The 12,884-nt window shown below is 46.0% G+C and carries 12 protein-coding genes; 7 read left to right on the forward strand and 5 right to left on the reverse strand.

From position 1 onward, the window contains the following. Positions 1–638: 638 nt before the first annotated feature. The 4 genes from ASD40_RS06285 to ASD40_RS06300 all read right to left on the reverse strand — a co-directional run bounded on the left by ASD40_RS06285 (position 639) and on the right by ASD40_RS06300 (position 3,852). Positions 639–1,319 (reverse strand): TIGR00266 family protein, encoded by a 681-nt coding sequence (locus ASD40_RS06285; RefSeq protein ID WP_057302485.1) that lies wholly within the window; start codon positions 1,317–1,319, stop codon positions 639–641. A 34-nt stretch (positions 1,320–1,353) separates the two neighbouring features. Beyond that, entirely contained in the window at positions 1,354–2,553 is a 1,200-nt protein-coding gene (locus tag ASD40_RS06290) for an MFS transporter (protein WP_057302486.1), read from the reverse strand. A 97-nt stretch (positions 2,554–2,650) separates the two neighbouring features. Next, a complete protein-coding gene (locus ASD40_RS06295) occupies positions 2,651–2,893 on the reverse strand; it encodes a hypothetical protein (RefSeq protein ID WP_057302487.1) in 243 nt (80 codons plus the stop codon). Between the two features lie 80 nt (positions 2,894–2,973). Further along, on the reverse strand, positions 2,974–3,852 hold the full coding sequence (locus tag ASD40_RS06300) for a helix-turn-helix transcriptional regulator (RefSeq protein ID WP_057302488.1): 879 nt from the start codon (positions 3,850–3,852) through the stop codon (positions 2,974–2,976). 155 nt (positions 3,853–4,007) lie between these two features. Here ASD40_RS06300 and ASD40_RS06305 point away from each other — a divergent pair, with 155 nt between their 5' ends. The 4 genes from ASD40_RS06305 to ASD40_RS06320 are packed head-to-tail and all read left to right on the forward strand — an operon-like array spanning position 4,008 to position 6,874. Continuing rightward, on the forward strand, positions 4,008–5,402 hold the full coding sequence (locus ASD40_RS06305) for an MATE family efflux transporter (protein WP_057302530.1): 1,395 nt from the start codon (positions 4,008–4,010) through the stop codon (positions 5,400–5,402). Continuing rightward, positions 5,395–5,946: an ArsR/SmtB family transcription factor gene (locus ASD40_RS36045; protein WP_063870734.1), complete on the forward strand. Its 552-nt coding sequence runs from the start codon at positions 5,395–5,397 to the stop codon at positions 5,944–5,946. Before ASD40_RS06305 ends, ASD40_RS36045 begins: the two co-directional genes overlap by 8 nt. Before the next feature lies 1 nt (position 5,947). Next, the gene (locus ASD40_RS06315) at positions 5,948–6,403 is read left to right on the forward strand and encodes an SRPBCC family protein (protein WP_057302489.1); all 456 of its coding nucleotides are present in this window, start codon (positions 5,948–5,950) and stop codon (positions 6,401–6,403) included. A gap of 36 nt (positions 6,404–6,439) precedes the next feature. Then, positions 6,440–6,874 carry an SRPBCC family protein gene (locus tag ASD40_RS06320; RefSeq protein WP_057302490.1) on the forward strand — a complete coding sequence of 145 codons (435 nt, stop codon included), beginning with the start codon at positions 6,440–6,442 and terminating at the stop codon, positions 6,872–6,874. Positions 6,875–7,395: 521 nt separating this feature from the next. On the opposite strand, the gene ASD40_RS06325 is transcribed toward ASD40_RS06320, so the two are convergent. After that, entirely contained in the window at positions 7,396–8,301 is a 906-nt protein-coding gene (locus ASD40_RS06325; RefSeq protein ID WP_057302491.1) for an ArsR/SmtB family transcription factor, read from the reverse strand. Between the two features lie 164 nt (positions 8,302–8,465). On the opposite strand from ASD40_RS06325, the gene arfA reads away from it, so the two are divergent. From arfA to ASD40_RS06340, 3 genes are all read left to right on the forward strand, one after another. After that, on the forward strand, positions 8,466–9,977 hold the full coding sequence (gene arfA / locus ASD40_RS06330; RefSeq protein WP_057302492.1) for an arabinosylfuranosidase ArfA: 1,512 nt from the start codon (positions 8,466–8,468) through the stop codon (positions 9,975–9,977). A 240-nt stretch (positions 9,978–10,217) separates the two neighbouring features. Then, a complete protein-coding gene (locus ASD40_RS06335) occupies positions 10,218–10,532 on the forward strand; it encodes a c-type cytochrome (protein ID WP_057302493.1) in 315 nt (104 codons plus the stop codon). Positions 10,533–10,629: 97 nt separating this feature from the next. Continuing rightward, positions 10,630–12,648: a sulfatase-like hydrolase/transferase gene (locus tag ASD40_RS06340; RefSeq protein ID WP_057302494.1), complete on the forward strand. Its 2,019-nt coding sequence runs from the start codon at positions 10,630–10,632 to the stop codon at positions 12,646–12,648. The last annotated feature ends 236 nt before the right edge of the window (positions 12,649–12,884 follow it).

The raw sequence follows: 12,884 nt of genomic DNA on the forward strand, positions 1-12,884 counted from the left end.
TCAAATACATTGCATTTCCGTTTTGTGGTTTTGTATATAAAACCAAGTTTATGTGATAGAACCATTTTATCATATCATCGTCAAAAAAACGAGAACCCCCCGTGAGGAATTCTCGTTTTTTTCAGTTGATCCTGGATATGCGCTGCAGAGCCGCAAGGCGGCGGTCAAATTTTGCTTAGCATCAACCTCGACAAACACGCTTGTCCATATAGGACGACGGAGTCGTTTATCCTTGGTAGAAAGGGGAGATGAGGTTACCTGCACTTGCATGTTGTACAACGTACAACAATTTCCTTCATTTCTTCCCGCCAAGCTGGAGATGTTGTATCTTGTACAACAATTTAGGAGGATTTTATGCTAAACGGCTATTTATAGGCAGAATTGTTGTAGGTTCTGCAACATTTGGACAAGATAGCATGGTTTTGCTTGTGTAAAGTTGTAGAAAATACAACATTGCAAATGAACGCCCTAAATGTAGGCTCCATGCAGACTCCAAAGAAGACTCCAATATCTGTTAAACAAACATGTCATCGACGAAGTTACTCTATCTGATTTAGCTAGCAAGTCACCCTAGGTACGAGAACCGATGCCATGGCACTTATCTGCCACCTAGAATGACTTCTTGGGTTCCATTACACCTATCTGCCACCCGGAATGAACTGCTTAATCCACCCGCCGAAACCCTGCGGGTTCCTCGTTTGAATAAGCACGACACCTTCGCCGCGGAATCGGCAGACAACGCCCTCGCCGCTCGTCAAACTGGATAACCAGCCTTTGGCCGCTTTTTCAATCGTATACTGCGTATAATCCGGCCAAGCGACGAGATGTCCGTTATCGATGATCACTTCTTGCCCTGGAGCTAGATTAATGGCATGAATAGCGCCGTAGGAGGAAAGGAAGACGGTGCCTTTTCCGCTAATTTCAACGATGAAAAAGCCCTCGCCTGACATAAAGCCGCTCATCAGGTTTTGCATTTTCGTATTCACCTGAATGCCGGATGTTCCAGCAAGAAAGCCGTCTTTTTGCACATACAGCTTGTAGGATCCGTCTAGCTCTACGGCTTCAATATCGCCAATGACAGTAGGTGCCAGTAAAACCTCGCCAGATCCTCTGGATGGAGTTAATTCTTGGAAGAAGAATTTCTCGCCGCTCAGCATTCGGCCTAAACCGCGCATGATACCGCCCTCTACAGTTCCCTTGAGTTCGATATTTGGGGACATGGAGACCATAGCTCCAGCTTCCGCCTTAATATTTTCGCCTGCTTCAAGCTCAACCTTCAACATAGGAAATGCGCCTTTGTATAGAATTTCGTGTTTCATTGTGATCCTCCAATTTTACAAGTAGTGGTAAGTGTTAAGCTGGTTTCGAATGGGGTTGATGGTCTAAACTGCGATTCGTAAAGACGAATCCAGCACAGAGCAGTAAAATGCCCATCGTGATATAGAAGACGGATGTGAAACCGTACGCTGCCGCAAGATGGCTGCCAATTAAGGGGCCAATCAGATTGCCTAGGAACAGCGATGAGGTATTAAAGCCGTAAGCGGTCCCCTGAATCTGAGTAGGCGCTAGCTTCATGACTAGCGCGTTCAGAGAGGGAATCATGCCGCCGATGAACAGTCCGAGCAGGAACCTGCCGACTAGGAGCATAGTGATGCTAGTGGCAAAAGCCTGCGGGATGAAGGCAAGTGCCGCCATTGATAAGGCGATAACAAGCGTTTTACGCTGACCGATTCGGTCGCCGAGTCTCCCTAAGGATGGGGCGCCGAACAAATTCGCGATGCCGGTAATCGCAACGATTAGACCAGCGAACAGCTCCAAGTGGCTGCCCGAATATAAGGTCTTCGCGTACACCGTCACTATCGGCTCGATGCTCATCATGCCGATCTGTGTGATCAGGGAAGCAGCGAAGACTGGGAGCAAAGGCCGAAATAGCCGCCAATCTGTGCGCCGTCGTTCTTTTTTCTTAGAAGGAGGCTTACGCTCCTCTTTAATGAAAATCATGACGATGATGCTCGCGCAGAGCATGAGCCCTCCAGTGAAGAAAAACACATGGCTGTAACCGAAGAAACCTGCCAGCAAGCCTCCAAGTAAAGGGCCGATGAGCGACCCGGCGATAGCTCCCGTTTGTAAAGTGCCGAGCGACTTGCCCGAATGCTCCGGCGGTGTAACGGAAGCTTGAAGAGACACCGCCATGGAGATGAAACCGGAGAAGATACCGTTGAGCAGCCGCAGAGACAGCAGCTGCCACGGTGACGTGACGATGCCCATAAGTGCTGTCACAATCGCCATCCCAAAGCCGGCGCGAAGCAGCATGATTTTACGTCCGCGACGATCCGCGATAGCGCCCCAAAGCGGCTGAGTGAGAAAAGATGTGATGAACTGTGCAGCGACAATCCAGCCTGTCCAACGTACAATTTCGCCGAGATCTTGAACCCCAAGTTCTCCGATATATAGTGGTAGGAAAGGAAGAACAAGATTCATGCCGCACATAACGGAGAAATTAGCACCCCATAGAATCCATAGTGACTTTTTCCAATGTAAGGGGGATGGCATGTTCGTAGACTCCTTATCATTTTTTTCCAGTATAACATAAAAAGAGCTATCCCCAAGCGGTTACGGCCGCAAGGAGGATAGCTGCTGGGGAGAAGGTTTATTGATTCATATTCGAAATCATTGCGCCGAAGAAGAGGACAAAGAAAATAAAATAGAGACCGAGTCCGATGAGAGCCCAGATTAAGCTTGCTTTGGCATAATTAGATTTTGTAGGGTTTTCTCCCTTACTGAATGCCCACACGAATAGCATCACAATATTCACAAGTGGAATGGCAAGGAGCAGGATGGTAATCATCCAATCTTTTACACTTAGGACAGGTGCATGTTGCTGATCTTCCATATCAAGTCAACTCCCTCTGAGTTATATAAGTTAACTGTATTGTGAAGTTAGCCTATATATGCCTTCGAGTTGTTCGTTCATTATCCCCGTGAGAACTGCTGCCTGTACTTGCGAGGAGAGATACCTTCCATTCTGGTGAAGCAGGTGGCGAAATAGGCAGGCTGTTCAAAACCCACCTCTTCCGCGACGTGCGCGACGGGAAGATCGGTTTGAAGCAGCAGCAGCTTAGCCTGCTGGATCCTTAACCTAAGCAGGTATTCCGTAGGGGAGCAGCCATACTCTTTTTGCATGCAGCGTGCAATGTAAACAGGGTGGAAATTGACATGATCGCCGAGCTCTTTGGCTGAAACAGACGCTTTGTAATGCTGCCTTAAATAGGCCGCCGCTTTTTCCGCACAAGCCTTGGAAGGTGATGGATGATCGCTGTCCGTGGAAGCAGAAAGCTGGCGCAATAGCTCATGAAAAAGCTGCTGCTGCGCAAAACGGACACTGCTCTGATGAGCACTTGGCTGCAGCTGCTGAAGCTGTTCGAACAGGTCATAGGTTTTTTCTGGCTGCACAAGTGTTGTATATTGGGGGATCCGAATCGTAAAGGGCTCTACAGCAAATGGCTCAATTGGGGTTTGTGTTGGGTCTTCCAGAGGTATAGGTTGGACCGTATGGTCTACCATAGCCCATGGTCCTCCTGCGTGGAAATGCATCCAATAAGTACCCGTCAGCTCGGAACAGACTTGTGTAGCGAAATGATAGCTGTCTGGCCTTAGAATAACGGCTTGTCCAGCTGCTACCTCGAACCTAGCATCTCCCTCGCCTATATAGAAGCAGCCCGATGTGGTGATTAATAAATCAAATACTTGGATATTGCGTCTGCTCGGATGTTTGCTGCCTTTGGATATTGTGCTGAAACCGCTTGTAATGTAGTGCGGCAGCGGAGGGACAGTCATTTCGATAAAAGCCATCGGAGTCACCTTTTCATCTCTTGAATGGAGGTTGGAATTTTGAAACTTTAAGTTGCAATACTCATACTTGGAGTCAACTATAGCATCTATAATTTGAGCAGACAACAAAGTTTCATTTATACAAAAAGAGAGATAATAATCGGATGGTGAAAAACATGGTCAAAGAGAAAAATAAGTTTACACTGTGGCTTCTAGCTTGGCCTATTTTCGTCGAATTGCTGCTGCAATTGCTTTTGGGTGCCGTCGACACCTTAATGGTGAGCCGTGTATCGGATGATGCGGTGGCGGTGGTCGGTCTATCGAATCAATTGTTCCAAGCGATGATGATCTTATTTATGACGGTTGCGAGTGGCGCAGGGATTTTGATTGCTCAGAAACTAGGAGCCAAGCAGAATGAATCTGCACGGACCGTTGCGATTATGGCTGTAACTGTCAGCGCAGTGATAGGTAGTATACTGAGTATGATTCTTTATATGGAGGCTCGCCCTCTAGCTAATCTCTTCCACTTGGAGGAGCGGCTGCTTCCTCTGGCTGAAACCTATATCTCCATTGTGGGGAGCGGTATGGTTTTAACGGCTTTGACGGCTGCTCTCAGCACCGTGATTAGGAATACAGGGAACACCAAGGGGCCGATGATAACGGCGATTGGTATGAATGTTATACACATCGTGTTTAACTACGGATTTATATATGGAGAGCTCGGATTTCCTCAACTGGGTTTAACAGGCGTGGCCATTTCGACACTTGTGAGCAGGCTGCTCGCGACGTGTTTGCTGCTGTTTATGTTCGTTTCTGCGTTCGAGCGGAGGATGGAGTGGAGGGATCTAATCGTATTCAATCGAAAGCTGTTTGGCGATATTTTGAAAATAGGTTGGCCGCTCGGCGTGAACATGTCTTCCTGGGTATTGACGCAGTTGACGATCTACACGTTCCTAGCCACGATGGGAGCTAAGGAATTGGCGGCAAGAACGTATATGAACACGCTCGAGTCGATTTGTTTTATGTTAGGCTATTCCATTGCCTTAGCGGTTCAAATTCAGATTGCTCATCTGTATGGAGCCGGAAATATCAAGGAAGCTTATAAGAGCGGATATCGAGGAACATGGATTGGACTCGGTTTGGTTGGATTCAACAGTATCATTCTCTTTCTCATCGGCAAAAGCTTTCTCGGCTTCTTCACCTCAGACGCGGATATTATCAAGCTGGGACTCTCATGTCTGGTGCTGACACTTTTCCTGCAGCCAGGGAGAATGCTTAATATGGGCTTCGGTAATGCGCTGAGCGCTGTAGGCGATACCCGTTACAATATGATTATCTCCCTGTTTTCGATGTGGGGAGTGGCCGCGGGCCTTTCTTATGTCTTGGGTTTGCACATGGGCTGGGGATTGGCGGGTATTTATGTCGCCATGATTTGCGACGAATATTTGCGCGGCATTCTCGTCGTCATCCGTTGGCGCCAGCAGAAGTTTTTGCGCCGGGCGGAGGAGCGGGAGAAGAGCGCTGCTGATTCAGGGAGCAGTGAGGCTGCAGGTATGGGCATGCATGCGTAGGTTAGTTGGGCAAACAACACAATTTGAAAGGCACGGGATTGCTCTTCCGTGTCTTTTTGTATTTCGAGAATGGAATGCTCAGGCAGCATTCATCAATCAACCAAACTTGACATGCAGACAAAAGGTTGCATATAATGATGGCATGGATAAAGTATTTAAAGCTCTTGCTGATTCAAGCCGAAGACAACTCCTTGACGAGCTCTTCAAGAAAAATGGTCAGACCTTAAATGAACTATGCGAACATCTTGAGATGACGCGCCAATCCGTTACTAAACACCTGAATATATTGGAGGAAGCGAACCTTATTCTTATTGTTTGGCAAGGCCGAAATAAAATTCATTATCTAAATGTTGCACCCATCGGAGAGATTTATGACCGCTGGATCAGCAAATATGATCGTGATCGTATCGAAGCATTGCGTGAGCTTAAAAAGGAGCAAGCTGAAAGATCCCTAAAGCGGAGAGACTTTGAGCAAGCTCAAAGGTCCCTAAAGCGGAGTGACTCTGAGCAAGCTCAAAGATCCCTATATTATATGGAGGATTAAAATGACTGATGCAGCATTTGTTTATGTAACTTACATCAAGACGACGCCGGAAAAGCTTTGGGAAGCTTTGACAAGCAGCGATTTTACCGAAAAATACTTCTTCGGAAGCAAGATTCAATCGGACTGGCAAGAAGGCTCTAACGTCACCTATTCGCGGAATGGACAAGTCACCGATCATGGAATCATACTAAAGTGCGAGCCGCATCGTTTACTTTCTTTTACATGGAACAGGGTAGGAGATAAAACCACTCGTAAGCAGCCGTCGCAGGTTACCTTTGAGTTGAAACCGCTGGATTCGACTGTCAAACTAATACTTAGGCATGAAAATCTGACATCTGCGGACATCGTGGATAGAGAAGATACCTTTGAGGGATTAAATAATGGATGGCCAGCCATTCTGAGTAACTTAAAGAGTTTACTTGAAACAGGGAACACTTTGCCACCCATTTCTCTTTAAACAATCACAGTTACATCGAAAGAGAGTTGATTTAGGATGAACAACCTAACGAAATTTAAAATAGTTAAGCCCGTTAATGAAGTATTTGAAGCTCTTATTGATCCAGTAAAAATGTCTAATTATTGGTTTTCTTCGGGTTCTGGAAGATTGGAGCAAGGCAAGACGATTACTTGGAGATATGATGAATACGATGCACAAGTGGATATTAACGTATTGGAAATCGAGTTAAATAAGAAAATCGTTTTCCAGTGGGGTGCAACGGATGATGGACATGTTGTTACGATTACGCTGAAAGAGTTGGATAATTCGAGCACCGTTATTGAAGTCAATGAAGAGGGTTTTAATGAAAATGATGGGGACCTAATCAGTCAATTGATAGATAATAAAGAAGGTTGGGTTTATATGTTGAGCTGCTTAAAGGGGTATTTGGAATTTGGTGTGAATCGATTAAGAGCAGCAATTGTGAGATGACTGTCAAAAGATGGTCTGATGAAGGTCAAAAAAGAAGCACATCAAGTTCAAAAGAGCCTAGGGGCTCTTTTTTCGTTGCATCACTTTTATACGAAAATAAAATGCATTGCATCGGAGGAGCATATTTTTTTCATTCTTGGGTGTCCCGTCGTAGACGTATGATTGTTTCTAAAAGAAGAGTTTGCTCCGAAAGTAGTGTAAATTCACATAGGGCCGATTGCAATAGTAAGTCACCCGACTCTAGTTAGCGGAACGTCGATTCGTTATTTTGGGAAATCTGAGCTAAAAACCGAATAAGAGGAACGTGGGTGCTCTATTTGTTCATATGAACGACCCGGAGGCAAAAAAAACGCGAAATAACGCATCGTCGTTCCTCTTCCTCATGCTTTCAGGTGTTTTTCATCCAAATAGAGCATCGACGTTCCCTCGAGCCAAATGCTTAACATAGTAAAGTAATGGTAGCGAGACATAATCCCAAAAAGTGGCTTGGGACAGCCCCTTATTCAAATACGGTTCGTTCCCTACCTGCGGTAGGTGCGAAACAAGATGTCACGGTTGTAGTTGCCAAACCCTTCACCGTACAAGGTCAAACCGCCGACGTGCGTCGCATGGCTCGGCACTTCGAGCCGCAGTGTCCACTCGTTGCGGGACATGGGGATATCCTTGATCGAGACAGCCGATAGCTGCTGTCCGTCAAGAAACGTTCCCTGTTCGGTGACCCGAATGATCTTCAACCAACCGTATTGGTTGATTGAATCCGGCCACCAGGCAGGGGTGAGCTGGCCGCGGCCATGTCCCGAATCACCGGGACTCGTCCAATAGCCAAGCAGCACATCATTGACGTAAAAATGAATGTCGGACGGCCAATTCGCTTCAATTCCTGGTGCTTCGGAGCCAATTTCTAGCGAAATCTCGATTTCCTCAAGCGGCTGACCGGGCAGCACATAGTTCGGAATGCGATACTCCACGAAGCCGCTGCCGAACCAAAGAATCTTAGCATGCATCCGCTCGGGCTCGAAGAAGAAGCGCGGATCATCATACTGACCAATCACATGGTCAGCCGTAGCCAAACCGCAGGTTGGATGAACTTCGAAGCGTGTGTAGTGGCCAACCGGAATCGCAACTTCATCGAAAACTCGCTGCTGCTCTACTGGCCGCGGGAGCCGCATTTCGATGAGGGAGATGGCCAACTTACACATTTTGTGCGTGCCGCCTTGCTTGCGAATTAAAGCGGTCTGAATAAGCCCTCCAGCCTCGAGCTTTTTTACATGCATGGTTACAATGGCGCTGCTTAATTCAAGCATATGGGCTAATTCCTTGACATTCATCTCTTGCTCAGCAAGCAGCTCCAGTATCTTAAGCCGCACATCGCTAGCCAGCGCCTCATACAGCGGCAGCCATTTGCGGTCTGTTGTCGTTTGGATCATCGGACAATCTCCTCATAAGTAGACTAATTAATGAAAATATGAATTCAACAGAAAGCAGAAGAAAAGCTTGAAATCATCCGCTGTTTATTGTTTAATATAGTCATAACATAATAAATGTATTAATCGATTCATATTTTTATTAATTATACTACGAGGTGAATACAATGTCCATGAAAGCGAGTATGATTATTGACAAAGATTTTAAAATTGGAGAAGTAGATTCTCGTATTTACGGCTCATTTATTGAGCATTTGGGGCGAGCCGTCTATGGCGGAATTTACGAACCTGGACATCCGCAAGCGGATGAGCAAGGCTTTCGAGCAGACGTACTAGAGCTGGTAAAAGGGTTGGATGTTCCGATTGTTCGTTATCCGGGTGGTAATTTTGTATCCGGTTACAACTGGGAGGATGGCATTGGACCGTTAGAAGGACGTAAGAAGAGACTTGATCTGGCATGGCGCACCATTGAACCTAACCTAGTTGGATTGAATGAATTCATGGACTGGTGCCGCAAAGCAAACACAGAAGCCATGATGGCCGTTAATCTGGGGACTCGCGGTCCTGATGAGGCAAGAGATATCATTGAATATTCCAATATCAAAGGCGGTACCTACTGGAGTGATTTACGGATCACGCATGGTTACAAGGCACCTCATAACATCAAAACCTGGTGTCTAGGCAACGAAATGGACGGCCCTTGGCAAATAGGCAGCAAAACTGCCGCGGAATACGGACGTGCAGCCTGTGAAACGGCCAAAGTTATGAAATGGGTCGACCCATCGATCGAGCTTGTTGCGTGTGGCAGCTCCAGTCTGAATATGCCGACTTTCCCTGATTGGGAAGCGACAGTACTTGAGCATACGTATGATCACGTTGATTATATTTCCCTGCATCAATATTATGGCAATCGTGATAAGGATTCAGCCAATTTCCTCGCACAATCTATGGGCATGGATCGGTTTATCAACACAGTGATCTCGACGGCAGATTATATTCAGGCCAAAAAGCGCGGTAAGAAGAAAATCAACTTATCCTTCGACGAGTGGAATGTGTGGTATCACTCCAACGATGCGGATCGCAAAATAGAGCCTTGGTCCATCGCGCCGCCACAGCTCGAAGACATTTACAACCATGAAGATGCCTTGTTAGTTGGCTGTATGCTTATCTCTATGTTGAAGCGTGCGGATCGTGTGAAGATGGCTTGTTTGGCACAACTCGTTAACGTCATCGCACCGATCATGACCGCGAATGGGGGAGCAGCCTGGAAACAAACAATCTACTACCCTTACATGCACGCCAGTGTGTTTGGACGAGGGACTGTTCTTGTGCCGCTGATCAAATCACCGAAATATGACGCGAAGGATTATACGGATGTGCCTTACTTGGAAGCAGTTGCCGTTCATAACGAAGACAAGTCCGAAGTGACGATCTTCGCAGTTAACCGTCATCTGGAGGAAGCACTTCCTCTGGAGCTGGATCTGCGCAGTTTTGGTGAATGCCGAGTTATCGAGCATATCGTTCTGGAAAACGATGATCTGAAAGCCTCGAATACCATGGATGCCCAGGATCGAGTGAAGCCTCACACAGGCGGTAATGCGGCCATATCATCCAACAGCCAGATTCAGGCGATACTTGGCAAAGCATCGTGGAACGTCATTCGGTTGAAGCTAGCTTAAAGAGACGAATAAATGACATTACAAACATAAATAAGACATGGTCTGGGCTAACGCTCCAACCATGTCTTTTATTTTGTCCAGCCCGCATAATCAATTTGCGTAATGATTTTCCAAATGTTAGAACCGATAAATAGCCTCATTAAGTAACATAATAACGGTGAATAGCGCTGCTCCTTTATTTTACAATCTATGCTCTGGTATGATGAGAGAAATATAACAGATTGAAGGAGTTTCGCGCGTATGAAATTAAAGTTGTTTGGTGTAATTGTTCTGGCCCTCGGCTTATCGGCCTGTGGAAATAAACAAAATGAAGCGCAGTCGGCGGCGGTAAAAGTGGACGTTCCTAAGATTTATCAAAATTTCTGCATCTCATGTCATGGTAATCAATTACAAGGCGGACAAGGCCCTAATATCCAAAAAGTTGGAGAACGTTTAGATGAAGCGGAGATCATAAAGCGCATTCAAAAGGGTGGTGGCGGAATGCCGCCGTTCCAAGTGGCACTGAAAGAGGAAGAATTGAAGGCGTTAGCCTCATGGCTGGCTGGACTCAAATAATGGGTTTTTATGGTAAAACTAAGGTTCCTTTAAGGTTATCTACATAATTCCTTCACAATTGGTGTTTATAATAGGGGCAAGAGGAGAGTGATGCAATATGCACTTGAATTTGAAGCCCCGGAACCATCTTCCTAAGAAGATGAGACCAAACCGTCTGGGAGCGACGATTTCGCTTTTATTATTTATGATTTGCTTACCCATACTTTCTGTAGCTGGAATGGAACTTCTTGAACGCGGTTCTTTGCATGAAACGGCCCAATGGATAACATCTAACCAGTCACTTTTTCTATTAAATGTAGGGCTATCCTTCTGTTTATTAGCGTTGATTTATGCGGTTGTAGGATCATTAGCTATTTCCGGATCCATCGCAACCTTATTGCTTGGCCTTATGGCACTGATTTCTTATATGAAGGTGAAAATGATCGGGGAGCCCTTCTTCCCTTGGGATATTTTGCTGAATAAAGAAAGTATGGATATTGCTTCGCTCGTAACAGGGAAAGCCGCGCTTCTCCGAATCGGAGCTGTGATCATCGCGGTCATCTTTGTCTTTTTATTGAAATGGATACTCCCGCGCGTATCTTTTTCTATTATCAGTCGAATTGGTTTAGGGCTGTTCGCGCTCTATGCCTTATATGCATTTGCAATCAAAACACCGTTAGCTGGCAAAATTCTTGACCATTTGGGAGTAAACGAAATTGTGTGGAATCAGAAAGAGAACTATGCGAATAATGGACTAGCCCTGGCTTTCACCCTCAATGTCAAAAATTCGATCGTTCAAAAGCCAGAAACGTATAGTGATCAAAGTATTGCGACCGTTGCAGCTAATCTCCAAGAGGTAGGCATGCAAAAAGCAGGAATGAAAAAGTCTGTAGATACTAATTCTCTGAATGGGAAGAAGCCGAACGTGATTTTCATTATGAGTGAGGCTTTCTGGGATCCGACTTTGTTAACGAATGTGAAGTTCAGTGAAGATCCGGTACCCACCATCCACCGCTTGCAGAAGGAGTCGACATCCGGATACCTGCTGTCCCCCCAATTCGGTGGCGGTACCAGCAATGTAGAATTCGAAGTGTTAACGGGGAACTCGATGAGCTTCCTGCCAGGGGGTTCCATTCCGTATCAACAATATATAACGAAACCTGTACCGAGCTTGGCGAGTTATTTTGCCGATCAGGGCTACAAAAGTATGGGAATTCACTCCTATGAAGGATGGTTTTGGAACCGTAATTCGGTGTATAAGGAGTTAGGCTTCCAAAGCTTTAAGAGCAGTGAACATTTCGTGAATCCGGAAATGAAGGGTTATTTTATCTCGGACGCCGAAGTGTCTAGGAGCATTATAAATGAAGTAGATAAAACCGAGGATCCTATGTTTATGTACACAGTAACCATGGAAAACCATGGACCTTATGATGAACCTCGGTACGGAGAAAATCAGTTCAAAGCGCAAGGTGACTTGACGCCAGAAGCAAAATCGATTCTTGAGACCTACGCGCAGGGTGCACACGATGCGGATCAAAGCTTGCAAATGCTAATCGATCACTTCAAAGAATCGGATGAACCGACGATGATCGTATTCTATGGGGACCATTTGCCGATGCTGGGATTAGATTATCAAGTATATAAAGAAGCAGGCTTCATCCAAAGCAGTAACGCGAATGATTGGTCGCTGGAAGAAGTGAAGAAGATGCACAGCATTCCGCTTGTGACTTGGTCGAACTTCGATATGCCGAAGCAGGACATTCCACTGCTCAGCGATTCTTTCCTTGGTGCCCACGTGCTGGATATGCTGCATATGGAAAAACCGGCTAATTTCAAGTTGAATGCCGAATTGGCGGCGCAAGTGCCAGGATTACTGAGTAATCTTGTTGTTGATGAGAACCAAGAACTTCATGCTGAAGTCCCCGAATCATCGAAAGTACTCCTTGATGACTACAGGAATGTTCAGTACGATTTACTGTTCGGGAAACAGTACTTAGCTGAACATATCGATCATGACTATTTGACCAAAACCATTCAGGATAGCTATAACGCTGAGTTTAATGAAGGAAATGTTCCTCCGCAGGCTGCGGGAGTGAACAGCAATTCCCCGCCGGCTAAGCCGGTGAGCTCGCAGTAAGAGAAGTCCCTGTTTTGTTGCTTTGAGCGACGAGACGGGGACTTTTTCGTTTTTGGTGGTGTTGGGGAAAAAGCGAGACAAAGAGATAAAGAGAGAGGATTGCATGTTAGGTGACCTGGAAGGATGTTTTTCATCGTTACGTGGCGGGGAAAGAGACGAAGCAGCATTTTAACGATGATAAACATGCTTAAGGAAGCGAAATCGGGGTGGATTGGCATGTGAGGTGAGCTGGAAGG

This window comes from Paenibacillus sp. Root444D2, assembly GCF_001426375.1.
Classification (GTDB): domain Bacteria; phylum Bacillota; class Bacilli; order Paenibacillales; family NBRC-103111; genus Paenibacillus_E.

What these genes read in the sequence shown, in the direction of transcription:
- ASD40_RS06285 (WP_057302485.1), bottom strand. Translation starts at nt 1,319, where the DNA reads ATGAAACACGAAATTCTATACAAAGGCGCATTTCCTATGTTGAAGGTT.
- ASD40_RS06290 (WP_057302486.1), bottom strand. Translation starts at nt 2,553, where the DNA reads ATGCCATCCCCCTTACATTGGAAAAAGTCACTATGGATTCTATGGGGT.
- ASD40_RS06295 (WP_057302487.1), bottom strand. Translation starts at nt 2,893, where the DNA reads ATGGAAGATCAGCAACATGCACCTGTCCTAAGTGTAAAAGATTGGATG.
- ASD40_RS06300 (WP_057302488.1), bottom strand. Translation starts at nt 3,852, where the DNA reads ATGGCTTTTATCGAAATGACTGTCCCTCCGCTGCCGCACTACATTACA.
- ASD40_RS06305 (WP_057302530.1), top strand. Translation starts at nt 4,008, where the DNA reads ATGGTCAAAGAGAAAAATAAGTTTACACTGTGGCTTCTAGCTTGGCCT.
- ASD40_RS36045 (WP_063870734.1), top strand. Translation starts at nt 5,395, where the DNA reads ATGCGTAGGTTAGTTGGGCAAACAACACAATTTGAAAGGCACGGGATT.
- ASD40_RS06315 (WP_057302489.1), top strand. Translation starts at nt 5,948, where the DNA reads ATGACTGATGCAGCATTTGTTTATGTAACTTACATCAAGACGACGCCG.
- ASD40_RS06320 (WP_057302490.1), top strand. Translation starts at nt 6,440, where the DNA reads ATGAACAACCTAACGAAATTTAAAATAGTTAAGCCCGTTAATGAAGTA.
- ASD40_RS06325 (WP_057302491.1), bottom strand. Translation starts at nt 8,301, where the DNA reads ATGATCCAAACGACAACAGACCGCAAATGGCTGCCGCTGTATGAGGCG.
- arfA (WP_057302492.1), top strand. Translation starts at nt 8,466, where the DNA reads ATGTCCATGAAAGCGAGTATGATTATTGACAAAGATTTTAAAATTGGA.
- ASD40_RS06335 (WP_057302493.1), top strand. Translation starts at nt 10,218, where the DNA reads ATGAAATTAAAGTTGTTTGGTGTAATTGTTCTGGCCCTCGGCTTATCG.
- ASD40_RS06340 (WP_057302494.1), top strand. Translation starts at nt 10,630, where the DNA reads ATGCACTTGAATTTGAAGCCCCGGAACCATCTTCCTAAGAAGATGAGA.